Source organism: Chryseobacterium sp. JK1, from assembly GCF_050632815.1.
Taxonomy (GTDB): Bacteria; Bacteroidota; Bacteroidia; order Flavobacteriales; family Weeksellaceae; genus Chryseobacterium.
Genome location: NZ_JBODRU010000009.1, coordinates 18,002 through 43,337 on the forward strand (window position 1 = coordinate 18,002; position 25,336 = coordinate 43,337).

General features: G+C 35.8%; 17 protein-coding genes, 4 tRNA genes and 1 pseudogene. 9 read left to right on the forward strand and 13 right to left on the reverse strand.

From position 1 onward, the window contains the following. Window positions 1-59 precede the first annotated feature (59 nt). From ACQ76T_RS24925 to ACQ76T_RS24955, 7 genes are all read left to right on the forward strand, one after another. Window positions 60-134: transfer RNA gene (locus ACQ76T_RS24925), tRNA-Pro, on the forward strand. A gap of 32 nt (window positions 135-166) precedes the next feature. Beyond that, window positions 167-240 (forward strand) — tRNA-Arg (locus tag ACQ76T_RS24930). A 101-nt stretch (window positions 241-341) separates the two neighbouring features. Further along, window positions 342-416, forward strand: a tRNA-Pro gene (locus tag ACQ76T_RS24935). 32 nt (window positions 417-448) lie between these two features. Then, window positions 449-522: transfer RNA gene (locus tag ACQ76T_RS24940), tRNA-Arg, on the forward strand. Between the two features lie 604 nt (window positions 523-1,126). Beyond that, entirely contained in the window at window positions 1,127-1,726 is a 600-nt protein-coding gene (locus ACQ76T_RS24945; protein ID WP_431345890.1) for a TetR/AcrR family transcriptional regulator, read from the forward strand. A gap of 61 nt (window positions 1,727-1,787) precedes the next feature. Next, complete coding sequence (locus ACQ76T_RS24950; protein ID WP_431345891.1) at window positions 1,788-3,068, forward strand: MFS transporter; 1,281 nt, start codon at window positions 1,788-1,790, stop codon at window positions 3,066-3,068. Window positions 3,069-3,074: 6 nt separating this feature from the next. Further along, window positions 3,075-3,629, forward strand: a complete 555-nt coding sequence (locus ACQ76T_RS24955; protein ID WP_431345892.1) for a cysteine hydrolase family protein — start codon at window positions 3,075-3,077, stop codon at window positions 3,627-3,629. Window positions 3,630-3,709: 80 nt separating this feature from the next. On the opposite strand, the gene ACQ76T_RS24960 is transcribed toward ACQ76T_RS24955, so the two are convergent. From ACQ76T_RS24960 to ACQ76T_RS24985, 6 genes are all read right to left on the reverse strand, one after another. Next, the gene (locus tag ACQ76T_RS24960; protein ID WP_431345893.1) at window positions 3,710-4,555 is read right to left on the reverse strand and encodes an SH3 domain-containing protein; all 846 of its coding nucleotides are present in this window, start codon (window positions 4,553-4,555) and stop codon (window positions 3,710-3,712) included. 19 nt (window positions 4,556-4,574) lie between these two features. Further along, the gene (gene prmA / locus ACQ76T_RS24965; RefSeq protein ID WP_431345894.1) at window positions 4,575-5,402 is read right to left on the reverse strand and encodes a 50S ribosomal protein L11 methyltransferase; all 828 of its coding nucleotides are present in this window, start codon (window positions 5,400-5,402) and stop codon (window positions 4,575-4,577) included. Between the two features lie 116 nt (window positions 5,403-5,518). Beyond that, a complete protein-coding gene (locus tag ACQ76T_RS24970) occupies window positions 5,519-7,441 on the reverse strand; it encodes a T9SS type A sorting domain-containing protein (protein WP_431345895.1) in 1,923 nt (640 codons plus the stop codon). Between the two features lie 210 nt (window positions 7,442-7,651). Further along, window positions 7,652-8,365 (reverse strand): 3-ketoacyl-ACP reductase, encoded by a 714-nt coding sequence (locus ACQ76T_RS24975; RefSeq protein ID WP_431345896.1) that lies wholly within the window; start codon window positions 8,363-8,365, stop codon window positions 7,652-7,654. Window positions 8,366-8,543: 178 nt separating this feature from the next. Beyond that, window positions 8,544-9,290 carry a glycerophosphodiester phosphodiesterase family protein gene (locus ACQ76T_RS24980; protein WP_431345897.1) on the reverse strand — a complete coding sequence of 249 codons (747 nt, stop codon included), beginning with the start codon at window positions 9,288-9,290 and terminating at the stop codon, window positions 8,544-8,546. A 127-nt stretch (window positions 9,291-9,417) separates the two neighbouring features. Beyond that, the gene (locus ACQ76T_RS24985) at window positions 9,418-12,510 is read right to left on the reverse strand and encodes a carboxypeptidase regulatory-like domain-containing protein (RefSeq protein WP_431345898.1); all 3,093 of its coding nucleotides are present in this window, start codon (window positions 12,508-12,510) and stop codon (window positions 9,418-9,420) included. 326 nt (window positions 12,511-12,836) lie between these two features. Here ACQ76T_RS24985 and ligA point away from each other — a divergent pair, with 326 nt between their 5' ends. Together ligA and ACQ76T_RS24995 are read left to right on the forward strand one after the other, a co-directional pair. Further along, window positions 12,837-14,843: an NAD-dependent DNA ligase LigA gene (ligA, locus tag ACQ76T_RS24990; protein WP_431345899.1), complete on the forward strand. Its 2,007-nt coding sequence runs from the start codon at window positions 12,837-12,839 to the stop codon at window positions 14,841-14,843. A 200-nt stretch (window positions 14,844-15,043) separates the two neighbouring features. Further along, on the forward strand, window positions 15,044-17,773 hold the full coding sequence (locus ACQ76T_RS24995; protein ID WP_431345900.1) for a DUF7619 domain-containing protein: 2,730 nt from the start codon (window positions 15,044-15,046) through the stop codon (window positions 17,771-17,773). 338 nt (window positions 17,774-18,111) lie between these two features. Here ACQ76T_RS24995 and ACQ76T_RS25000 read toward each other — a convergent pair. From ACQ76T_RS25000 to kdpC, 7 genes and pseudogenes are all read right to left on the reverse strand, one after another. Beyond that, window positions 18,112-18,300, reverse strand: a pseudogene (locus tag ACQ76T_RS25000) (sensor histidine kinase); the annotation flags it as partial. 139 nt (window positions 18,301-18,439) lie between these two features. Further along, on the reverse strand, window positions 18,440-18,952 hold the full coding sequence (locus tag ACQ76T_RS25005) for a hypothetical protein (RefSeq protein ID WP_431345901.1): 513 nt from the start codon (window positions 18,950-18,952) through the stop codon (window positions 18,440-18,442). A 199-nt stretch (window positions 18,953-19,151) separates the two neighbouring features. Next, complete coding sequence (locus ACQ76T_RS25010; RefSeq protein WP_431345902.1) at window positions 19,152-20,867, reverse strand: ATP-binding protein; 1,716 nt, start codon at window positions 20,865-20,867, stop codon at window positions 19,152-19,154. A gap of 5 nt (window positions 20,868-20,872) precedes the next feature. Next, window positions 20,873-21,982 carry a sensor protein KdpD gene (locus ACQ76T_RS25015; protein ID WP_431345903.1) on the reverse strand — a complete coding sequence of 370 codons (1,110 nt, stop codon included), beginning with the start codon at window positions 21,980-21,982 and terminating at the stop codon, window positions 20,873-20,875. Between the two features lie 57 nt (window positions 21,983-22,039). After that, window positions 22,040-23,125, reverse strand: a complete 1,086-nt coding sequence (locus ACQ76T_RS25020) for a porin (RefSeq protein WP_431345904.1) — start codon at window positions 23,123-23,125, stop codon at window positions 22,040-22,042. Between the two features lie 34 nt (window positions 23,126-23,159). Next, a complete protein-coding gene (locus ACQ76T_RS25025) occupies window positions 23,160-24,530 on the reverse strand; it encodes an outer membrane beta-barrel protein (protein WP_431345905.1) in 1,371 nt (456 codons plus the stop codon). A 244-nt stretch (window positions 24,531-24,774) separates the two neighbouring features. Then, window positions 24,775-25,332, reverse strand: coding sequence for a K(+)-transporting ATPase subunit C (gene kdpC, locus ACQ76T_RS25030; protein WP_431345906.1), 558 nt, complete (start codon window positions 25,330-25,332; stop codon window positions 24,775-24,777). Between the last annotated feature and the right edge of the window lie 4 nt (window positions 25,333-25,336).

Sequence of the window (25,336 nt, forward strand, 5' to 3'; positions counted from 1 at the left end):
AAAGTATTGTACCTTTGCAACCGCAAAAACGAAGTAAAATTCGTTAATGATGACCTCATCGGGGCGTAGCGTAGTCCGGTCATCGCGCCTGGTTTGGGACCAGGAGGTCGCAGGTTCGAATCCTGCCGCCCCGACTGTTTTAGTAGTTTTCTCAAAACTACTCAATGGGTGCGTAGCTCAGCTGGATAGAGCATCTGCCTTCTAAGCAGACGGTCAAAGGTTCGAATCCTTTCGCGCTCACAAAAACCTCACAACATGCTGTGAGTTTTTTTATTTCACTGTTAAGTGGAATATTTTACAAAATCAATACGCGAAATAAAATTCGCTAGTGATGACTTCATCGGGGCGTAGCGTAGTCCGGTCATCGCGCCTGGTTTGGGACCAGGAGGTCGCAGGTTCGAATCCTGCCGCCCCGACTGTTTTAGTAGTTTTCTCAAAACTACTCAATGGGTGCGTAGCTCAGCTGGATAGAGCATCTGCCTTCTAAGCAGACGGTCAAAGGTTCGAATCCTTTCGCGCTCACAAAAACCTCACAATTCCTATTGTGAGGTTTTTTGTTTATAATCAATTTATACCATACTCTTTTCAAGGTTTATAAATGTATTATATTAAACATAACAATATATAGAACAACCGGATCATACGTAAAAGTTGGGACTACGCAAAGATTTATTTCCTTATGATATAATTTTAAGGTGCAAAGAAAAGAATCAACTCCGTTGATTCGATAAAGCGAATGATATTCATCTACCTTTTCATAATCAATTCCCAGTCGACTGCTTTCTTAACGTCTTTAAAAAGACAGCTTATTTTAAATAAAAACCTTACCTTAAACTTCAAGAATTTATAAAACAATCATTTTTTATATTCAGATCAGGTAAAAGTTTTTTTATTTCTCATCAAATTTTGAGACTGATCAGAAGAACAACCCTATTATAATTCTCAGACTACAAGGTTCGAATCCTTCTGCGGCTCATTGAATTTGTTTTTTCTAGAAAGCAAAAGCCAATAGATTTCAGAAACTACGGGAGTTTAATTTAAATTTTGAAAAGAATTCAATTATACATTTTGACATAATTTGTTTTTTTGTCAAAAATGATTTATTTTTGTATCCATATTTTCAACAATGTCATCTCATACAGAACAAGATCAACTTTCACAACAAATCCTGGAGACCGCTTCAGGGCTTTATTTGAAGTATGGCTTGAAGAAAGTAACAATGGATGATATTTCAAAAGCTTTAGGCAAAAGCAGAACATCAATTTATTATTATTATAAGAATCGTGAAGAGGTTTTTCAGGCGGTTTTGGAAAATTTAATCAAAGAAGTTATTACTGAAATCGACTTCAATATGAAGAAAAGGAAGACTTTCGAAGGAAAAATTCAGGAGTTTTGCTTGGCTAAAGTAAAGACATCGGAGGAAAGATCATCATTTTTCCGAGCTATAGAAGCAGGAATGGATAATGAAGAAAAATCCAAACACATTACCGATGCCCACAACCGGATGATGGAAGCAGAAAGAACTCTTCTCCTTAAGTTGTTTGCAACGGGCAGCAATGAAGGAGCTATCCCAAAAGTTTCTATTGAAGAACAGGAAACCATTATCTTTATTCTACAGAGCAGTATCCGAGGAATAAGGCGCGAAATGGGTCTAAAAAATAATTTTGAAAACTTACAGGCAACAGTAGATACACTGACGTCTATGGTTATTAAACATATCCGTTAAAATTTTTTATCATAATTTTGACACTTTTACATTATTTGTCAAAAAGTTTATTTCTTAAAATATGGACAAACTTAGCAACATAAGTACATTCCGGGCCTTTAGAAGTACCAATTATACCTTATACTTCTTTGGTCGTTCTGTCTCACAATTCGGAACATGGATGCAGCGTACCGCAGTAGTATGGGTTGTTTATAGTATGACTCAATCTCCGTTCATGCTTGGACTCACCATTTTTGCTGAACAGTTTCCTTCCTTTCTTTTTTCAGCATTCGGAGGGGTGGCTGCAGACCGGTACAATCGTTATAAAATTATACAGATCACTCAAATTTTATCGTTAATTCAGGCCTCATTATTAGCATTTCTGGTGATGACAGGACATCAAAATATATGGAGTTTTCTGATACTGAGTGTTTTCCTTGGGATCATCAATGCTTATGATATTCCCGCCCGCCAAGCCATGATCAATGAAGTGGTAACTGAGGATGAAGATCTTCCAAGTGCGCTTTCTCTAAGTGCGGCAATGGCAAGTATCGCAAAATTAGCTGGTCCTGCCCTTTCCGGAATTATATTACAAAAATTTGGAGCGGGAACCTGTTTTCTAATCAATGCCGCAAGTTTTGCGGCTGTAATGCTTTCCATCTCACTGATGAAAGTGAAAGTCATTCATAAAAAATCTGATAAAAAAGGAACATTTACCGAACTGGCAGAAGGTTTCAGATATCTCAAAAAAGAACCTTCCATCAGTTTGGTTATTATCATGTTGGGAATTACAGGTTTCCTGATTTTACCTTATGATACATTAATTCCGGTGTACGCTAAAGAAATTTTTAAAGGAGATGCAAAAACTTTCGGTTATATATCCAGCTTTATAGGAATAGGAGCCGTTCTTGGAACTGTATTTCTGGCCTCTATGAAGAAAGGGGCGTCTATGAGGAACATTCTTATTTTGAGTACAGTCATTCTAAGCATCGGGTTAATATGTTTTTCTTATGCCACCAACTTTTACTGGTCTATGTTTTTCGCAGCCCTTACAGGTTTAGGAGGTGTGGCCCAGTTTACAACCTGTAATATTATTGTACAATCTGAAGTGATTCCCGAAATGCGGTCCAGAGCAATCAGTATTTTACTGACTGCTATTTTTGGAATGCTGCCTTTAGGAAGTGTATTTATCGGGTTTATTTCAGAAAAGATCGGAGCTCCCCAAACCTTATTATTGGAAGGGATTGCAGGTGTTTTAATTGCTATTATTTTCAGAAAACTATTATTTAAATATCATAAAACACAAAAGGTTGATGAACAACTGTTAGAAGAATCTGAGGAACAATTCATTAATAAAATATAATCAAAAATGGAAAAAGTAAAAACAGCATTATTGGTGATGGATATGCAGTCATCAATTTTAGGAACCTTATCTGACGCAGCACCTTTAATTTCCAAAACACAGGAAGTGATCAAAACGGCCAGAGCCCGCCAGATTCCTATCATTTATGTTACAGTCGGCTTCAGACAGGGAATGCCTGAAATAAATGCCACTAATAAAATATTCTCTTCATTAAAACAACATATGATAGATGTTAATATGAAAGAATGGGTAACGATTCATCCTGAGCTGGCTCCTGAAGAGCAGGATATTGTAGTTACTAAAAGGAGAATCAGTGCTTTTACCGGAAGTGACCTTGAAGTTGTATTAAGAGGATTGAATATCCAGCATCTTGTTTTGACAGGGGTTTCTACCAGCGGTGTGGTTCTGTCTACAGTAAGAGAGGCTGCAGATAAAGATTATACCCTTACAATCATTGAAGACTGCTGTAAAGATGGAGATGAAGAAGTACATCAACTCCTCATGAATAAGGTTTTCCCGAGACAGGCTGAAGTGATTACAGTAAATGAATGGATAAAATAGGGATACAGCAAGTAAGTTTAAATACATAAAAAATCCCTCAAAATTATAGTTTTGAGGGATTTCTATTTTTAATAAAAAGATTATTTCAGCTTATATGAATTTCCGTTCCATAGGTAGGTTTTAGAAGAATTCTTTTTCTTCTCCCGGTCTTTATCATCAACCTCCATATCTTCCGTTCTTAAGATAAATGCATTGGGAATTCCTCCTTTATCATTGGGGAAAATATATCGTTCGTCATGATAAAATACTCCAGCATCTATAATATTGGTCAGTTGTGGAAGGGCAATCAGCTTTTTGTCTTTAAAAAGAACATACTGATCATAAGTTGCAATACCGCAGGCATCACCAGAAACCACTGCTCTTAGAGTGAATTCGATATTCTGAAGTTTATGACCGCTTTCGATATTGAAACCTCCACTGTTGAGCTCTTCTCCTTTTCCGGTATCAAAATATACCTCATCAATCAGCGTATTTCCTTCCATGGCTTTTAATCCTGCAATGTTTTGCTTTTCGAAGCCATCGGATCCTTTATTTTTCTTATTGATGGTTTTGGACAGCCCAAAAAGAAAATCATATCCATTCTTGTTACGGTATACTATACAAAGATTTCCTCCCCAAACATACCCTTCAGAGGTTACGGTTCCTTTTTGATAAGAAACTTTATACCAATTGGCCTTTCTTTCTCCCAATTGCAGAGCAGGAAGGGTTTCTTCTTTCTTAAGAATCATGATTGACTGGTTGGTCTGCAATGAATCTAAAATCGGTGAATTGGCATCCGGTGATTTTCTTACACGCGTCCAATCTGTAAAAATCTTCTGGATTTTATTCTCTTCAAATCCAAAAACACCATCTGCATATACTTCATTCTCCTGTGCTGTAAAAAATTGCAGCAGCAGTAAAAAAAAAGCTGTCCATAAAGTTTTCATATTTGTTGTTTGTTTTTTATTATTTTTCCAGCAGAAGGCTCACCCATTCTTCACGCTGTAACTGTTTTTTCAGTTCAAGGCCGCTCTCTTTGCATACTTCCAGAATATCTGCAACATCAAAGAAGCAAAGTCCTGACAGCAATAGTTTTCCACCTTCATTCAACACAGATACGTAGGTTGGGATATCTGAGATCAGAATATTTCTATTGATATTGGCCAAAATAACATCAAAGTTCTCTTTGCCCAAGTTATCCGCTGTTCCCTGCTCAATATCAAGTATCACATTGTTTCTTACAGCATTCTCTTTTGAATTTTCTACAGACCATTCATCAATATCAATAGCTTTGGTATCTCCGGCTCCCTGCTGCTTGGCGTAAATAGCCAATACAGAAGTTCCGCATCCCATATCCAACACTTTTTTATCTTTTAAATCAAGATCCATCATCTGTTGAATCATCAGGTGAGTAGTTGGGTGATGCCCTGTTCCGAAAGACATTTTAGGTTGAATAATAATTTCATGCATTCCCGGTACAGAATCGTGAAACTCTGCTCTGATCAACACTTTATCATCGATATTGATGGGTGAAAAATTCTTTTCCCATTCTTCGTTCCAGTTGATGTTGGGCATTTCTTCGAAGGAATATTCAATCTTTACATTTTCATTTTCAAAGATGGAAAGTGCTTTCAATTGCTGTTCTTGAAATAAACCGGTCTGAATATATCCTAAAATTCCATCAATTTCTTCTGTAAAGCTGTCAAAACCTATTTCTATAAGTTCTGCCATTAAAATTTCATTCCAAGGTTGTAATGGAGAAATTTTGAAATTGAATTCTAAATAATTTTGCATATGAGTAATTTGCTGCAAAATTACGGATTATACTATTGACTGTAACTGATAAAACAACATAAAAATAAAATTCCAAACACCTTCTACAATGCCCCACTCTTCATTCAGTTCTGATATTACTTTTTAATGATCTTAAAAGTCTCTCTTTTTTTATCTAGACCTATTACGGAAAGAATGTACGTCCCGGTATTCAGATCTTCAAGATTAATAGCATGAGCGGGCTTCAAATTTTTAATTTGTCTTCCTGAAATATCATAAATTATGACTCCTTCAATTCCTTTTATATCAGAAAAATATAAGACTTCTATAAATGGATTGGGGTATACGGAAAACTTGTTTTTAATAGATTCTGAAACCGCTAAAATGGATGAAAACTCATCAGCTCCTATATCGGGAGTTATTACATCTCGAATTTCATTATCGATATCCACGATCACTGATGGTAATGGAGTTCCGGAATTATCCAATGCAGAATTGGAAGCACTAATTAAGTGTAAATCCGTAGCGGATACAAAATTGGGAGCAATATTTTTAGAATTTGTATTTCCTCCGAAGCTGGACTGCATCGTTGATAATGTAGAAGCAACGTTTCCCCCCAAATAGCCTAAATTACCTGAACTGTAATAATTATTATAATCTATATTTGAAAAAATACTGTTGGGTGAAGTAGCATATACAGAATATCTGGCTCCTGTAGTCTGGGTATTTGCCAAAATATTATTTCGTAAGTCTATAGCTCCTGTTTCATTAACAAAATCCTCTACATACACCGCGGAAGTCACTCCCGGATTAACCTGATTGATATTTAAACTGACAGTATTATTGTATATTTTATATCCTCTCCCTGTAATCACATAGATCCCATGACCATTTGCTCTGGCTATAGAAGGACTTCCTAAGGAAATCACTCCGGAGATAAAATTATTAGATACAATAGATGCAGCATTCGATACAGGATATGCCAGACAAATACCCGAAGCTGCAGATACTGCAGTATTTTGAATATTTGAGATCTTATTTGAAGAAACCTTTGTATTAGTAGATGCCACGCCAATACCACATACACTATCCCAATACAATCCGGGAGATATAATATTGGAGATCGTATTACCGCTAATCTCCATATTTTGTGCAGTAGCACCACTTGAAACATAAATACCCCGTGTAATCGTATTGATTCCTGCCCCTGTATTAGAAATATTAGAAATGATATTGTTTTTTACTACTGTATTATTAGTATCCCTGGAAAGCCAGATTCCCATTTGATATGTTGTCTCATCTGATGCTCCGGGAATAGAGTTGGTAATATTGGCAATTGTATTTCCTGAAATAGTAGCAGCCCCTCCTACTCCCTGTAAATAAATTCCGATATTTCGAATACCAAAAGTCAGGAGATTATCTTTAACGGTAAGTCCTGTTCCTACTGTTTGATCTGTCAAACTTCCATAAATATAGATTCCTGTATCGGCAGTACGAATGTCATTATTTTCCAGAATAACATTCTTAAAATACCCAGCACTGTTTGCTGAACCATTACCCAAAACAATAGCCGAGCTCGTATTTGAACCATTGATAAAAACTGTATTTTTAAAAATAACTTCATGTAATGGTGCACCACTAAACGAAGACCCCAGGTAAGCAACTACCGGATAAGTTGCAGAAGTATTATTGATTGTTAAATCTCTACTTGTTCCTTCGGAAATATTAGAACCATCAATTGTTACGTTATTTCCCAAAATTTTTATCAATGCACCGAATTCTACTGAGCCGGAGATTACAGGTGTTGCAGAAGAGGCAGGTTTTATAAGGATGGAAGTGTATGTATTTACAGCATTTAACTGAGCAGTAGCTGTTTCAGTGGTATTTCCTGTAATACGAATAGTAATTATGCCCTGATGTGTTCCAAAATTAATGGCATCAAACGCATCTTTTAATGTGGTATAATTTGCTGAAACAGCTCCCGCTGTTGCAGCAACATTTATTTGTGAATAAGCATTATTAACGAGAAAACTCCCTAATAGAATTAGTATTTTTTTCATTTGGCATGGTTATTAATAGTTTAGAAATAAACATACAAAAATTTTACAAATAAAACCTAAAACACTTCAATATAGCAATAATTTTCGCATTTATTAACAATTACAACAATCCAATCCGTAAAATAAATAATTATTTAATACCATTCACACACAAAAAAAGCAGGATAAACCTGCTTACATTGAATTCTATCGTTGAAAAATTTCAAATTCTTATGGATTGGTAGAGAAAATAGAACCATTTGCAATTAATGCTCTTCTGTTCATTTTTAAAATATCTCTTACCCATTCTGCGAAATCTTCCGGTTGTAATACTTTATCAGGATTTCCGTCTGTAAGCCCCCCCTGGATACTCATATCTGAAGCAATTGTACTTGGAGTAAGGGTAATGACACGGATATTCTGTTTTCTCCATTCTGCCATCATGGATTGAGATAAAGAAACAACGGCTGCTTTTGAAGCTGCATACGCTGACATATTAGGTCCTCCTTTTAATCCTGCTGTAGAAGCTACATTTACAATATCACCTTCTCCTTTCGCTTTCATGAACGGATGCGCTGCCTTTGCGGCATAATATACTCCGAATAAATTGGTCTTAATGACCTGTTCCCAGGTTTCGGAAGGCATTTCTTCGATGGAACCAAAGTCTCCGATCCCCGCATTATTGATCAAAATATCAATTCCTCCCAATTGTTCTGCTAAAGATTCAATTCCCGCTTTTACCTGAATTTCATTGTCTACGGAAAAAACTGCATAGTAAGAATTTACTCCTAATCTCTTGATTTCTTCAACAGTCATTTTAAGATTTTCTTCATTTCTTCCTGTAATAGCGACGTTTACTCCTTCATGAGCTAAAGCCATTGCGACAGCTTTACCTAATCCTCTTCCACCACCCGTTACGATGGCATTTTTTCCATTTATATTCATAGTGATAATACTTTTCTTTATACAAAGTTACGAAAGAACATTTTTACGAAAGATTGCAGAGGGATATTTAATAGTTTTTTAATGGTTTTGGAAAGATTAAAATATATTTCTTCTTAAAAAACGAAAGTCTGCCCTTTTATGAAAGGACAGACTTTTGTTTGAATAATGAATAAATCTGTTATTTATTCTTCAGTTGTTCAGGAATATTGGTGGTTACAAAACCTATCCCCTGATTTTTTAACTGATCATATACTGTAGTATCATTTACCGTCCAGGAATTTGTGATAAGTCCCAATGCTTTAGCTTCTGAAATCCATGTGGGATTCTTTTGGAAAACACTATAATGATAATCTAAACCGTCCAATCCTTCTTTTTTGATCTGCTCCGGCGACAATTCTCCGTTCAGATATTGTACTTTAAAGGAAGGTGCCAGCTTTTTAATTTCTTTGCAGATATTCAGGCTGAAAGAGATAAATTCACTTTGAGATTCCAGCTTCATATCTTTGATCATTTTGATCGTTTTTTGCGTGATCTCGTTTTCTATTTCCGGAGTTTTAGCAGGCTTTATTTCTACGATCAGTTTTACAGAAGGGTCTTTTTTACCTTGCTTTAAATAATCTTTTAAAGTCGGAAATTTTTCTCCATTAGACAATTTCACCGCTTCCAGTTCTTTGAAAGTAGCATCTGAAATTTCCATGTTGCCATGATGCTCATCGTGATTGATCACCAACACCCCATCTTTTGTCATTCTTACATCAAATTCCGACCCGTATACTTTTAGTTTCTGGGCATTTTCTAAAGATTTAATTGAGTTTTCCGTTGTAGGAGGCTGAGCCTGGAAATATCCTCTGTGTGCTATGATCTGGGTTTGTGCTTTCATCAAAACTGTACTTAAAACTGCTAACCCTAAGATAAAATTTTTCATAATATAATTTAGATAATTAAAATAAAGTTCAGGAACTTTTTGATAAAGGTAAGTATTAAAATAATTGTAAACCACAAAAGTCTTATTAATACGGGCTTTTGTGGTTTATCATATTCAGTCTTTTCTATTAAAAAGTATATTTCGCTCCAATCTGGATCTGGTATGGGTTTCCAGACAAAGGAGGAAGACCGTTTCCGCTGACATTTTTAACATACTCAAACTGTCTGGTATCCGGGTTAAACCTGGTTACTTTGTATAAAGAAGTGTTTCCATAAGATTTGTTTACTCCCCATTCTTTATTAAGAAGATTCGCTACGTTGAAAATATCTACTGATAATTCAAATGCTCCTACTTTGTCAAATTTCAATTTCTTGGCAACACGTACATCCCAAACACCGAAGAAACCATTTTTACCACCGTTACGCTCTGCAATTTTGCCGTTGTATTCGCTGATATAGTTTTTCAATGCCTGTCCTACCTGCGGATCGTCTAAAATAGTCTGGGCAATATTCGGGAAGATATACGCCAGGTCATTAGAATCTACGAAATCCCCATTGATGTTTCCTCCTGCTGTTGCAGAGAAACGTGTCCCTCCAATTCCTGAATATCTAATTCCCAATGTAAATCCGGCCACAGTAGGTGAGTTACCGTAAATAACGACTTTGTTTCTAAACTGGTTATCAGAATACGTCATTCTTAAATCTCTCGGATCACTTTGAATCATGGTTGAAAGTGTTGCAGAGTTCGCTACGTTTCCATTGTAAGAAGTATTATCTTTAATATCAGACCATGTGTAACTTGCTGTAATTTCTCCATCTTTCCAATAACGGTAACTTGTATCCACAACCCAGGAGAACTGATTTACCTTACCATCACTTACAAGTTCCAATACCCTTCCAAAGTTATTGTTGATTCTTCCCTTCTTCCAGTCAAAACTTACTGTTTTCGTATTGTCATTATTGGTAATTGCACTTGTTGGAATAAAAACTCCTCTTCCTCCTTCATTATCCAAAGTGAAGAATGGGCTTGATACCATATTTCGGTCATAATAGTAATAGTTATTTCTTCCCAACGCCATATATCCTGCAATTCCTACTCTGAATCTTTCGTTAAAGAAGTGTGTATAGGAGATATTGGCCTTATAAATAATTGGAATTTTGGCATCTTTCCCTGTATAATTGATGGTCGGGATCTGATATTGTGCCAGTGAAGGAACATTAGCATAATCGTTTCTATAGCTGATGAAATCCGGGAACGGAACATCTTTAGCAGTGACATCTACTGTAGCCAAATGTTTTCCATCGAATACAAGGTTGTTGATGATCATGTAATTGTTAATATCTGAAGAGAATATTCCGGCTCCAAACTTCACGAAGTCTTTATTTTGTTCGTTGATATTCCAGTCAAACTGAAATCTCGGCTGAATAACAAATGATTTGATCTTATTATCGGTTCTGATTCCCATTTCGTCATACAGCTTCTGGTTGAATTCTGCTTTTGGATATCCTCCATAATCTAATCTCAAACCAGCCATTAAATCAAGTCCTTTTGCAATTTTAGTCTGGAATTGTCCGTATACCCCAAGATTCCAGATATTAGATCTTACTGAAGGATCTGCCATCAAAGGAACTTCCCTGTAAAATCTGTAAGGAGTCATTGCTTCAAAATTACTCATCCCCTGAAAATGGAATCTTCCGTTCACTTCACTTCCGTAGATCGATTTTGAGGTCGTGTACATGAGATCGGCACCGAAAGTATATTTTACTTTATCAGTATTGTAGTATAAATTATCTACTACCTGAAATACATTGTTTCTAAAGCTTTCCTGCCCGAAACGGTGTCCCCCAAACTGAATATTGGTAGATCCTACCCCCGGGGAAGCAACACTTTCAACAATAGCTCTCGGAACCGGTTTGCCCAATTCATCATTCTGGTAACTGTTCTGGAATGTATAAAGATACTGAGCCTTTAATTCGTTGGTTAAATTAGGCTGTAGATTGGATCTTAAGGTTAACAACAAACTGTTATCCAGGTTTTTATCATTTCCGTAAGATTCGAAGAAATTGATGTTCGTATTATCAATTAATCCATTTTTATTAAGATCATAGGTGAAATTATTTCTAAGGGTTAATAAATGCTTCTCATTGATCTGCCAGTCTAAACGCAGGAATGCAGCGTCCGAGTTTCTTACTTTATCAAAAGTTCCGAATTGTGGTGTATTACCTACTCCATATTTCGTTCTTGCGATATCTAAAAACTTGTCCAGCGTTGCTGTTGTAGTACTGAATCTTTTCTCATCGTCCGGCGATTTGATATCGGCAATGATCAAAGGTCTTGAATCCAACTGATGATCCCAGGCTACAAAGAAGTGTAATTTATTTTTTATGATAGGCCCTCCCAATGAAAATCCGAACTGAGAGGTGGAGAAATCGTTCTGTCTTTTGTTTCCTCTGATGTCATATGGACTGGAAAGCCAGTTGGTTCTTAAATATTCCCACGCACTCCCGGAAAATTTGTTCGTTCCGGATTTCGTAACGGCACTTACTGTACCTCCCCCACTTCTACCCAGTGTAACGTCGTACTGGTTGGTAATAATTTTGAATTCACGTACTGCTTCTATGGAAATAGAAAAAGGGGCACCGCTTCGGCTGGTGGTAGCTCCTGCTGACGTTGGGTTCTTAGCTGTCATCCCGTCGATCGTAAAGTTGGTAGAAGATCCCAGCTGTCCGGATAAACTTCCTCCATTTTTTCCGCTCAAAGGAGAGAGTTCGGCAAGATTCGCAAAGTTTCGCCCGTTTACAGGAAGCATACTGATATTCTTTGCAGAAATAGCGGTAGCGGCTCCAAGGTTTCCGATCTTGTTTTTAAGATTTCCGGTAATTTTAACTTCTTCAATGTGTTTTTCACCACTTAAATCCATGTTTACCGTTACCTGATCTCCGAAGTTTACATTGTAACCTTCTTTTTTGTCATCATTTACAATAATGGTATAAGGACCACCCAGAGGAATTTCTTTAAAGATATACTCTCCTTTTGAATTGGTTTGTGTTTCAGTTCTGAATCCGGTAGACTCATTAATGATCGTTACTTTCACTTTTTCCTGAGCCGTACTTCCCGGTCCGGTTACTTTCCCTACAATAGAAGCCTGTGTAGTCTGTGCGTAAGCTATCGTTCCAAGCCCTAAAAACAATAATCCCAGTACAATCTTTACTTTTTTCATTTCTTCCGAAGTCTTTATATTAATTTTTTATGGTCATTAGGAGTCTCTGTTATAATCATGTTGACTTATTATTGAATACAGAGATTTTATATAAATAAGATGTGCAAAGGTATCTTGACTTTGGGAGCTGCCTGTTTAAGGGAGTTTTAACATTTTTTTAAATAAATTGGAATATTATGTTAAATTATTATAAACACCCACTTTATTCTCTACAGGATCAACCTGTTGGATGGCATTACGTATTTTTAATATTCCTGTAATATTTAATTCTGTTATTTTTTAAATGAGATTACTTTAGTTATTTTTGCTAAAAAGATAGAATAGCAATGTCTGAAAACATTCAACAAAAGATAGAACAGCTCCGCAAAGAGCTTCACCAGCATAACGAAAATTATTATCTTCTGGATACTCCAACGATTACAGATTTTGAGTTTGATATGCTTCTGCAGGAACTTCAGGGTCTGGAAGCCCAATATCCCGAATTTTATGATGAAAACTCCCCTACCGTACGTGTAGGAGGCGGAATTACCAAGGTATTCCCTACCATTCAACATAAATTCAGAATGTATTCTCTGGATAATTCTTATGATTTTGACGATCTGGAAGACTGGGAGAAAAGAATCATCAAAACCATTGATGAACCCGTTGAATTTGTTGCTGAGCTGAAGTATGACGGTGCTTCTATTTCTATTCTTTATGAAAACGGAAAGCTTACCCAGGCAGTGACCCGTGGAGATGGCTTCCAGGGAGATGAAATTACACCGAATGTACGTACAATTTCAGATATTCCTCTGACTTTAAAAGGTGATTTCCCTGCTTCATTTTTTATGCGTGGAGAAATTTATCTTACCCGAAAAAACTTTGACAAAATCAACAAACTCCGTGAGGAAGAAGGTCTTGATCCTTTCATGAACCCTAGAAACACAGCAAGTGGAAGTTTGAAAATGCAGGACAGCGGTGAGGTGAGAAAAAGAGGATTGTCATCTGTACTGTATCAGTTTATTTCTGAAGATATCCCGGCAGAAACGCATTGGGAACTGCTTCAAAAAGCTCAAAGCTGGGGTTTCAAAACATCTCAGCAGGCAAAATTGTGCAAAACACTGGATGAGGTAAAGGAATTTATCACTTTCTGGGATACGGAACGTCATAATCTGCCATTTGAAATTGATGGTATTGTGTTAAAAGTTAATTCTTTACAGCAACAGAGACAGCTTGGGTATACAGCGAAGTCTCCGCGTTGGGCAATGGCTTATAAATTCAAAGCTGAAAAGGTGGAAACTGAGCTTCAAAGTGTTTCTTATCAGGTAGGAAGAACGGGTGCTATCACTCCTGTTGCTAACCTTAAACCGGTTTTATTAGCAGGAACGATTGTAAAAAGAGCGTCTCTGCACAATGAAGATATCATCAAGAAGCTGGATCTGCATGAGTTTGACTTTGTATATGTAGAAAAAGGAGGAGAAATTATCCCCAAGATTGTTGGGGTAAACACCGATAAAAGAACGGAAGAAAGTAAAGAGATTGAATACATCAAAAACTGTCCTGAATGTGGTACAGAACTGGTAAAAATTGAAGATCAGGCGATTCATTTCTGTCCGAACGAGCTTCATTGTCCACCTCAGGTAGTGGGTAGAATGATTCATTACGTTTCCAGAAAAGCTCTGAATATTGAAAATCTGGGTGGTGAAACGATTGAGCAACTGTACAGGGAGAAATTAATTGAAAACCCGGCTGATTTTTATGCTTTAACAAAAGAACAGCTTCTTCCTTTGGAAAGAATGGCAGAAAAATCTGCTCAAAACATCATTACAGGAATTGAAAAGTCTAAAGAAATTCCTTTTGAAAAGGTATTGTACGGAATCGGGATCAAACACGTAGGAGAAACGGTTGCCAAAAAGCTGGTAAAAAACTTCCCAACAATAGAAGACCTGAAAAATGCTACCGCTGAGGAACTTTGCCAGGTTGAAGACATCGGGGCTAAAATTGCAGTAAGCATTGTTGAGTTTTTCCAAAATACAGAAAATCTCCTGATGATTGAACGTTTAAAATCTTACGGAGTACAGCTCGAAAAAGGAGAAAGTACCAATGAAGTACTTTCTAATGTTCTGGAAGGAAAAACATTCCTTTTCACCGGAAAATTATCTTTATTCACAAGAGAATCTGCTGAGGAAATGGTAGAAAAGCACGGTGGAAAAAATATTTCTGCAGTATCCAAAAACCTCAACTATCTTGTAGTAGGTGAAAAAGCAGGAAGCAAGCTGAAAAAAGCTCAGGACATCGGAACCATTGTCATTCTTGATGAACAGCAGTTTCTGGATCTGATTGAAAAACAGTAAAAAATAATAATTGAATCTGTAAAACTAATATAGGCTGTGATAGATCTCACAGCCTTTTTTGTATAATTTATTCTATAAAAAACTAAGATTCAACAATATATCAATATTAAAAAAAAATAATAAGTTATTCATCTAAAAGATTACATTTGTTTTGTATTTGTAATCAAATACTAAAAAAACTAAAACTTGTAAACTAATCCATGAAAAAATTTTACTCAGTTATTCTCATAGCTATATTTTCTGTGCTTCAATCACAGATTGTCAATATTCCTGATGCTAATTTTAAGGCAAAATTACTAAGTGCTAACAGCACTACCAACCAGATAGCTAAAAATTTAGGAGGGGCATGGACAAAGGTTGATCTAAATAATGACGGACAAATTCAAGTATCAGAAGCTATAAATCTTAGTTATCTGGATTTATCATCTTCTCCGAACACAAACTACATGTCGAATCTTTCAGGAATTGAGAGTTTTGTTAATGTCATTTCTCTAGATCTTAACAGAAACAATCTCACCACTATTAATTTAAGTCTTCCTAATCTTGAAAAATTAGTTGTCAACAATAATAACGTTAGCTCCCTTGCTATTCAAAACTGCCCCAAATTAAAAAATTTGGACATTTCTAATCATGGTTTTTCCGCTTTAGATATACAAAGTACCTCTATTAAAAACATTGTTGTTGGGGTCAATTCGAATCCGTTTACTATGACATTTCAGAATCTTCCTAATTTAGAGACTGTAATGATGTTTAATGCACCTATAATTTCTCTGGATCTGAGTAACAAACCAGCTCTTAAAAATGTACGACTGGAGCAAATGGATATTTTGACTTCTCTCAACTTACAAGGCTGTAATATGCTGGATGAAATACAGCTTACAAAAATATATGCTTTACCTTCTTTAAATCTTCAGAATCTACCTTCTTTAAAAAAAGTGTATTGCACCTACGGCTACAATTTACAAACCATAAATACCAATAACAGCTACAATATCAACACTTTAATAATAAATAACAATAAATTATTTACTATAGATGTCAGTACTCTTAATAATCTGGTGGACTTTAATATAAATAATAACTTCTTGACCTCACTGAATGTGAGCAATCACATTCTCCTTGAAAGTCTAGATTGTGGGTCTAATAATATTACCAGTCTTAATCTTCAAAATACACCCGGTCTAATAACACTTAACTGCTCGTCGAATTACCTGCAAAACATCAATTTGCAGCAATCACCTCAATTAAGTTCACTGAATTGTACTAGTAACAACCTTTCTGTTCTGGACATTTCAATGCTGCCAAAACTGGAAAGTCTGGGTTGTGGAAATAATTATAATCTACAGTCATTAGATATTACCCATAATCCGCTTTTAAAAGGGATGAACTGTAGCAGCAATAATCTGAAATCTCTATTTTTAAAAAACGGGGCAATACTACCTCATATGTGTAATTTCAGTTCTAATAACAACTTAAAATATATTTGTTGTGATGCAGATAAAATTAATGATTTCATCTATTACGCCAACTATAATGGCAACTCTTCTGCTATAGTAAATTCTTATTGCTCTTTCACTCCTGGCGGAATTTCTTATACTATTCAAGGAAATACAAAATATGATAGTAATAACAATGGATGTGATGTTAATGATCTAAATAAAGCATTACAACAATTCAGCATTACCAATGGATCTGTGACAGGAACTTTTGTTGCCAACAATTCAGGAAATCATTCTATTGCTGTAGGAGCTGGAACACATATTATCACTCCTATCTTAGAAAATCCAAATTATATCACAGTTTCTCCCGCAAACCTGACTGTAAATTTCCCAGCACAAATAAGTCCTTTAACGCAGAACTTCTGCCTTACAGCTAATGGCGCACACCAAGATTTAGAAATTGTTATTATGCCTGTAACCAATGCAGTTCCAGGATTTAATGCTAATTACAAAATTGTTTACAAAAATAAAGGCACAGTTTCACAATCTGGAAATATTACTTTTAATTTCAATAATAATTTGACCGTTTATCAAAATGCTACCGTTGCTCCAGACTCTCAATCCACAGGTCTTCTAAGCTGGAACTTCACCAATCTTCAGCCTTTTGAAACCAGAGAAATTACCGTCACTTTAAAATTAAATACTCCAACACAGACTCCTCCTGTTAATGGTGGTGATATTTTGCATTACACCGCACAAATTAACGGAGCTACAGATGAAACGCCCGCAGATAATAATTTTGTATTAAACCAAACGGTTGTCAATTCTTTTGATCCTAATGATAAAACCTGTCTGGAAGGAACTTCCATTGCACAAACAAAGGTTGGAGATTATGTACATTATCTGATCCGATTTGAAAATACAGGAACCGCCAATGCACAGAATATTGTGGTGAAAGATGAAATTGATACGACCAAATTTGATTTATCTTCATTAATTGCGTTAAATGGCAGCCATAATTTTGTCACGAGAATGACTAGTCCTAATGTAGTTGAATTTATTTTCGAAAATATCCAGCTGCCTTTTGATGATGCTCATAACGACGGATATGTATCATTTAAGATCAAAACAAAATCTACCTTAGTTGCCGGAAACAGCTTCAGCAACACAGCTAAAATCTACTTCGATTATAATGCGCCTATCATTACCAATACTTTTACTACAGCAGTTGAAACTACGTTGGCCACTTCTGAAGTGAAAAATGATAAAAACTCAATAAGCATTTATCCTAATCCAGTAAAAGAGACCTTATTTATCCAATCTAAAAGTGAAATAGCAAAGGTTGAAATTTATGATGCAGCGGGAAGAATTGTGACTTCTACAGGGACAAAAGAAAATTCTGTGAACGTATCTCATCTTTCTAAAGGAAACTATATTATAAAAATGTTTACCAAGGATAATTTGACGGTTCAGAAGTTTATTAAAGACTAAGACAATTGATCTATATAATGAAGGCGCTGCGAAATATTTTTGTAGCGCCTTTAATTTTGTTTAAATCTTATACTGTTTTCAAGAATAAATAAAGCATTTGAAATAGTCGTCGCAAAAGATTTATTTCTCTTTTCAAAGTAAAAGAATCCCTGCTCCAATACTTCTGATTTCTTTCTTATCCAGGTATTTATTTTATCAAGATCTTCTGTTTTCAATTCTTTAAAATCAAGAAGCGTATCACAATAAATACAATCAACCAGCACCACAAATCCATTTAAAAGAATAGAATTCGAAGTTTTTAATTGAATTTTTGTTCTTCAAATGTATAACAATTATCCTTATACAACCGGCAGTCTGAAGTAAAAAGTACTTCCATTATTCAGAGAACTCTTTACTCCAATTTCTCCATGTTGTTTTTCTATGAAGTTTTTTGAGATCGCCAACCCTAGCCCTGTTCCATTCTGATGTTCTCCGGGAACCTGAAAATAACGGTCGAAAATCTGGCGGTGATACTTTTCAACAATTCCTGCTGCTGCTCATCATATAATCGGCGAAACCAAATGAAAAAAATAGCCGAATGAAATCGAATTTTATGTTTAAAAATACCGAAAATTTAAAGTCCGTTTAAAGCTAGTTTAAACGGACTTAATATTACATGTACTAATGTTATTTATTACACCTATTCGGATTATGTGCAAAGTCCCAGAAATTCTTTTCATCTAAACCTATGTTGTTAGTAGAAACTGGATGCCCAAACATTATTCTATTTGTTAAGATAATACTATCATTTTTAAATATGATTCCCTGAGCTTTATTTCCCCATATCTTATTGATTCCATAAGAATCATAGTATTTTTTTTCATCATCATTAATTATATTTCCTACTATAACAATTGTATGGTCTACATTTATATCAGAGTATTTAAAATCACCTATTTTATTTCCGTCCCATCTATAAAAATAGCAAGGTGCAGCAACCCTTATCTTTCCTGAAATTTTGTACTTGCTATTGTTTTTTATCCTTAATTCTCCTTTCCCATCATTATTTACAAGTTCTAATAAAACATTGTCAATAGCAGCTGTATCTGTTATTACTATTTTGCTTTTTTCAGATTTTTTATTTTTAGAACAAGAAAAAGTAACGATTCCTGTTGCCAGAATATAAATTATTTTTTTCATTGTAATATCAATTAAATGGATTAGCCTCCCATCCGGGATGATTTTTCCATATCTGTTCAAATCTTACCATAATAGAAAATCTTATTGACACAATTTAGTATTATTTTATATTTAAATTGAGGTAGTTTAAATAATAATACCGCTGTCTTTATTTTCTTTATAATAATAGTATTTTCTTCTTTTAATGGTACAATTATCCTTATAAAAGTGGTAATCTGAAGTAAAACGTACTTCCATTATTCAGAGAACTCTTTACTCCAATTTCACCATTTTGTTTTTCAATAAAGTTTTTTGAGATCGCCAACCCTAACCCTGTTCCATTCTGATGTTCTCCGGGAACCTGAAAATAACGGTCGAAAATCTGACGGTGGTACTTTTCATCAATACCGCTTCCCGTATCAGTAATACTAAACTGAATCTGTGAATTCAGCTTTTCTACAACAATCCGTATGCCTTCATCCTGAAAAGAATGTTTCACAGCATTCGTCAGAAAATTATTCATGACCCAAACCGTTTTGTCAAAATCTGCTGCTACAAAATCTTTGTCTTCAAGTAGATATTCTGTACTGATGAAGATATTTTTCTGTTCGGCCAGTTTTTCAACATACTTTACGGCTGCCTGTACGATTTCTTTTGGGGAACATTTTTCTATTGTTAAACGGATGTTTCCAGATTCTACCTGAGAAAGATTCAGCAGTTCTCCTGTGATATCCAGCAAACGCTGACCGTCATCGTTGATACTTTTCAACAATTCCTGCTGCTGCTCATTCAATGCTCCGAACTTTTGATTTCCAAGCAGCTGTACGCCCATTTTTATTGCAGAAATTGGAGTTTTCAGTTCATGAGAAATCGTAGCAATAAAATTGGTTTTAGCAAAATCCAACTCTTTGAATGGTGTAATATTTCTCAACAAAATTACTTTTCCGATGTATTTTTTCTCTTTTTCTCCAGTTTTTACGATGTTGATAGGGATAATATCCTGTTCAAAATAATTTTCTTTATTCTCCCGAACAATTTTAATAGGTTCTTTAATCGGATGGTCTATATTTTTAAGCAGTTCGCGCATCAGATCATTGTTGATAGCCACTTCATGAGCGGTTTTTCCTATAATTTCTTCTTTACGGAGATTTGTAATTTTCAGAGCTTCATCATTGATCATGTAGATAAAATGATTTTCATCCAGCCCAATAACAGCGTCATGCATATTATTCACCAGCGTTTCAATCCTTTTTTTCTCCATCAGCTGTTTAGAAAGACTGCTGCTTTCATATTCCTGTAGTTTTTCTGCCATCACATTAAATGATTCTGCAAGGCTGCTAAACTCTTCACTTCCTTTGAAATGGACTCTTTCATTATAATTTTTATCGGCAATCTGTCTGATACTGAAGGTAAGCTGATTAATAGGTTCTGCAATGGTCTGTGGCAGATTGAAAAGCAGTGTAAAAGCAATCAGGAAGCATACCGTTCCTAAACTGACAATCCAAAAGGTGGCATTTTCTGCTGTAATGATGGCAATATCACTCTTCCGCTCGATGCCTTTCATGTTTAAAGACATAATTTTTGCCAGATCTTCTCTGATGAGTTTTTCTTTACTGTTTGTAGGCTCTTTCAGATAGCTGTTGAAGTGAAGATTCAGCTTCTGGGTGGCTTCTTTTTCTCCAAATTCGGTAAGATTCTTTTCCTGAAGTTTGTTGTTTTTCTGGAAATCGGCTACTGCAATGGTACTGTCTGTACTGATATTATCCAGAGCCAAAAGCATATTTTTAGAAAACTCCAGACTATTGTAGTTGGCAGTAAGGATCTTTTCTGTATCAGACTTCAGTTTATTAATGTATACAGAACCGATCACCGAGAGTAGAACAATCAGCAGAAATAAAAGGCCCACGCCTAAGGTAAGTTTCGTTTTAAGTTTCATTATTTTTAAGATAAAATAATAATATCTACCTGTCTTTCATTCAGTCTGTTCATCAGGGTATAAATCCAGCTATATCCCAACAGACGATGCCAGAATCTCGCATGAGGTTTACCTATGCAGACTGTAGTGATATTATGAGCAATCACATATTCCAGTATTCCGTTATGAACACTGCTCTCTTTGACACGGACAACTTTTGCGCCCAATTCCTGTGCTAAATTAAAATTATTAATCAAATACCGCTGCTTATCCAGAGCTATTTTTTCAGGATTTTCTGACGGTTTCTGAATATATAAAACAGTCCACGGACTATTATAATAACTGGCTAATCTGGCCGTTTTCCTAATGATGGTTTTAGCAATTTTCTCATTACTGCTGATACACGCCAGGAATTTTATAGGTTTAAAATTTTCGGTTTTAATTTCTGTTTCTACTTTTCTTTCAACGTGGGTAGCCACTTCTTTTAAAGCAAGCTCACGAAGCTGCAGAATATGTCCGCTTTGAAAGAAATTACTGAGCGCCGTCTGTATTTTTTCTTTTTTATAAATTTTCCCTTCCTTCAATCTTGTTAAAAGCTCATCTGCGGTAAGGTCTATATTCACCACTTCATCCGCCAGTGCGAGAATTTTATCAGGAACACGTTCTGCGACTTCTACCCCGGTTATTTTCTTTACTTCCTCATTCAGGCTTTCGATATGCTGGATATTCATTGCGCTGATGACATTAATTCCGTTATCCAGAATTTCCAGTACATCCTGCCAGCGTTTCTTATTTTTGGATCCTTCCACATTGGTATGGGCAAGCTCATCTACAAGAACAACTTCCGGATGTTCGTTGATGATGGCCTGCAGATCCATTTCTTCCAGACTTTTTCCTTTATAAAAAACTGATTTTCTTGCTATCTCAGGAATTCCTTCCGTAAGGGCTACCGTTTCTTCCCGGTCGTGGGTTTCAATGTAGCCAATCTTTACATCAATGCCGTTTCGCAGCAGGGAATGGGCTTCCTGAAGCATACGGAAGGTTTTCCCTACGCCTGCACTCATACCGATATAGATTTTGAATTTTCCTTTACGGGATTTCTGAATGAGTTCTAAAAAATCTTTTGCTGATGACATTGATTTTATCCTTTTTAATTTTACTTTAAACACTTTTCTCTGTGTCTGAATTGATTATTAAAACCAAGCTGCAAGACTTGTGGTAATGAAAAAGTTTCCCTGTTTCATCTGGTCATTATGTACAAAAACGGCATCTTTAGAAGTTAAACTTCTGGCTTCTGTACGGAATACTACGTTTTTCATCACGGCATAATCCACATTCACAGAATATCCGAAAGTTTGAAAGCCATTAGGAGTTTGGGTATTGATCACTACTCCGTTTTTATCATTGTAATATTCAAGTCTTCCAGCAAGAGCCCATTTATCATTCAACTGATATTTCATAAGGACATTCGGTGTGTACCAGATATTATACTGTTCACTTTCTTTTGCTTTTTGCTCTGCTCCGATATCAAATCCTACTATGGTAGAAAACTGTTTCGTCAACTGGAAGATTCCATGCAGATCATGAAAATACCGCATCCTTTTATCATCCTTGTGCTTATCATTTCCTATAAATGAACTGCTGTTCAGGGTAATTTTATCATTAGGTTTATAAGTCAACTGATGCCCGAAAGAAAGGCTTTGGTTTCCTTCCTGTTTTGCAATTCTCTGCCATCCGTTTACTACCAATCCGCTTAAAAACCATTTTCCGTTATCTGAAGTGTAAGATATTTTGGCACCTGTTTCAAAGTACGGCGAGTTTTCTGCGGCCAAACTTCGTGTCAGATTCATATTATCTTTTCCTATGGCACTCTCCCAACCGATATGAGAAGGCATAATTCCCGCATCGATCCATAGATTTTTATTTTTGGAAATTTTAATTCCAATATTCGCTTCATTGATATAGCGTAAGGCATTTTGTTCTGCCGCCATATTATCCTGTGCATATACACCTGCCATTAAAGCCAGGTTGGCACGAAGCCGATCATTCTCATAAGATGCTTTTATTAAGCCTAAGTTAAGATTTACTTCATTATGTCTGTTATAAGAATAGAAAAAGTTTTGACGAAGATGATTGGAAGGTTCATTAAAGTCATAGGTATAAAAGAGTTCTGCATAGGCGGAAAACTTTATTTTGGAGCTTTGTTTTACGGAATCATAAATTTGAGCCTTCGGAAAGAAAATCCCTAATAGTATTCCGGTAACAATATATTTTTTCATAGTTATCTTGATCGTTATTTCATCAGTGATATCATTAAAGTCTAAACATTACCGCAAGGGTAAATCTACTGTCTGATTTTCTCAGATCGGGTCTCCAGGAATCCACGGGTGTATCGATCCATCCATCTGGGCTGGTAGTTCCTTCTCTTCCTGCAAAATATGGGATGTTGCTTTTTCTGAATCCGTATTCCAGTCTGAAAGTCACAAATTGATTAGGCATGATATCAACGGTTGCGGTTCCCTGGAACATTTTAAGTTTTTCTCCGGCAGCAATAGCATCGTTAAAATCATTATTGGGAACAGGTGAAGGCGTAAATGCCAAATAAGCTCCCGGATTTGAAACGGCATCTGCTCTTAAAGTTAAAGCTATTTTGTTGTGGTGAAACCAAAGTCTGTTGGCCACAGAAGTACCGATCATGTAGTTGTCTTTAGCTTTTATACCTCCTCCACTCTGAAATCCATAATGGTTGTTGATACTGAAGGCAGCCTGTGATAGCCCATCACTATCTTTATTTTTATAATATCTTGCTACAATACTGTGATCATGGTGAAATCTTCGTACTCCAGAGTTATTTCTGGTATCCTGCCCGTTAATATAAAAATTGGCAACAAGCTGTAAATCTTCATTAGGACGGTAATAGTTGGAAACTCCCAAGCCTAGTCCTGTATTCCAGGAGTTATAGGTTTGCCATCCGTTTAGCACCCAAATTTCTGTTTTGAATTTCTTAGAAGGATACGCCTGAATTCTGGCTCCCTGGAAATAGAAAGGTGTAAAATCGCAAACCAAACTTCTCTGATAGTTCCAGTTTTCTCCCAAAACATAACTTTCCAGACCAATATAACTCATGAAAATCCCTGCTTCAACGTTTAACCCGTGCATGACGTTAAAATGATACCCAGCTGCAGCTTCACGGATGTATTTTAAATTGCTTCCGCTTGTATTTTTCCCGTGATTCAGTGTTCCGTCCTGATCCTGAACGATAGATCCCATCTGCCCAAACTGCAGCCACAACCGGCCTATCACATTTTTATAATTGGTTTCCAGACCAATACTGGCCATATTAATGGTTACTTCATTGGAACGGCCAATAGCAGCGGAAATAGTATGAGTATTATCTTTAGGACGGTTAAAATCATAGTTATAATAAGCATCCACATAAGTTACTCCCGTAAGTATAGTTTCTCCATTTTTATCTTTTAAAGTTAAAGGGAAATCCGTCTGGCGGTTCTGCCCGTTGATCCATGTCAGATCATATCCGTCAAAAGGAATTTTTGAATCCGTTTTTGTCACTAAAGAATCTTTAGGCTGAGCAATTACGGAGTCTTTTTTTATTTCCTGAGCATTCATAAGACTTAATGCGCTAAATCCAAGAAAAAATGCTGCTTGAAAAGTTTTTGATTTCATTATATAAATGTTGATGATAATGTATTAATTGAGTAATGTGGGATACGCTTCCCTTAGATATTGAAAAAATGAATCCTGCAATCTGTAGTTTTTGGATTAAAAAATAAGAACTGCTTTAATTTGATCTTTTTACAACTTACAGTTCAGAAGGTCAGAAAACAGAATTCATTTTCTATTGAAGTTCTCTTTTATTGCATGTTGAAGTCAATCTGGCAAAAAGAGATTTTTAGATTATTGATTGAATTTATTTTAATTGGTCCAAAGCGATATTAAGCTTCAGAACATTTATTTTTGAAGGCCCGAAAAGTCCTAAGAAAGGTTTTTCTGTCTGATTATTGATTAAGCTTTTAATCTGCTCTTCCGAAAGGTTTCTTACTTTGGCTATTCTCTTTGCCTGGTATAAAGCTCCTTCTTCAGAAATATCAGGATCCAGGCCACTTCCACTTGCCGTAACCAATTCTACAGGAACTTTGGTATTTTCCATATCTGGATTTTCTATTTTCAGTGTATCGATTCTCTTTTGTACAATTTCCAGATATTCTTTATTGGTTGGTCCTTTGTTGCTTCCCCCACTTCCTGCAGCATTATAGTTAACCGAAGAAGGGCGGCCGTGAAAGTATTTTTCGGATTTAAATTCCTGTTCGATATTAGCATAGAATTTTTGTCCTTTATAATGAATGATCTCTGCATTTCCCTGAGTAGGTAAAACTTTTGAACCCATGTATACAACTGCCAGATAAATTTCTACAACAGCGAGCATTACAACAGTCAGCCTGAATGCTGAAACAATATGATTTTTCATTTTT

Coding starts and splice junctions, on each gene's coding strand:
- ACQ76T_RS24945 (WP_431345890.1), top strand. CDS start 1,127: ATGTCATCTCATACAGAACAAGATCAACTTTCACAACAAATCCTGGAG.
- ACQ76T_RS24950 (WP_431345891.1), top strand. CDS start 1,788: ATGGACAAACTTAGCAACATAAGTACATTCCGGGCCTTTAGAAGTACC.
- ACQ76T_RS24955 (WP_431345892.1), top strand. CDS start 3,075: ATGGAAAAAGTAAAAACAGCATTATTGGTGATGGATATGCAGTCATCA.
- ACQ76T_RS24960 (WP_431345893.1), bottom strand. CDS start 4,555: ATGAAAACTTTATGGACAGCTTTTTTTTTACTGCTGCTGCAATTTTTT.
- prmA (WP_431345894.1), bottom strand. CDS start 5,402: ATGCAAAATTATTTAGAATTCAATTTCAAAATTTCTCCATTACAACCT.
- ACQ76T_RS24970 (WP_431345895.1), bottom strand. CDS start 7,441: ATGAAAAAAATACTAATTCTATTAGGGAGTTTTCTCGTTAATAATGCT.
- ACQ76T_RS24975 (WP_431345896.1), bottom strand. CDS start 8,365: ATGAATATAAATGGAAAAAATGCCATCGTAACGGGTGGTGGAAGAGGA.
- ACQ76T_RS24980 (WP_431345897.1), bottom strand. CDS start 9,290: ATGAAAAATTTTATCTTAGGGTTAGCAGTTTTAAGTACAGTTTTGATG.
- ACQ76T_RS24985 (WP_431345898.1), bottom strand. CDS start 12,510: ATGAAAAAAGTAAAGATTGTACTGGGATTATTGTTTTTAGGGCTTGGA.
- ligA (WP_431345899.1), top strand. CDS start 12,837: ATGTCTGAAAACATTCAACAAAAGATAGAACAGCTCCGCAAAGAGCTT.
- ACQ76T_RS24995 (WP_431345900.1), top strand. CDS start 15,044: ATGAAAAAATTTTACTCAGTTATTCTCATAGCTATATTTTCTGTGCTT.
- ACQ76T_RS25005 (WP_431345901.1), bottom strand. CDS start 18,952: ATGAAAAAAATAATTTATATTCTGGCAACAGGAATCGTTACTTTTTCT.
- ACQ76T_RS25010 (WP_431345902.1), bottom strand. CDS start 20,867: ATGAAACTTAAAACGAAACTTACCTTAGGCGTGGGCCTTTTATTTCTG.
- ACQ76T_RS25015 (WP_431345903.1), bottom strand. CDS start 21,982: ATGTCATCAGCAAAAGATTTTTTAGAACTCATTCAGAAATCCCGTAAA.
- ACQ76T_RS25020 (WP_431345904.1), bottom strand. CDS start 23,125: ATGAAAAAATATATTGTTACCGGAATACTATTAGGGATTTTCTTTCCG.
- ACQ76T_RS25025 (WP_431345905.1), bottom strand. CDS start 24,530: ATGAAATCAAAAACTTTTCAAGCAGCATTTTTTCTTGGATTTAGCGCA.
- kdpC (WP_431345906.1), bottom strand. CDS start 25,332: ATGAAAAATCATATTGTTTCAGCATTCAGGCTGACTGTTGTAATGCTC.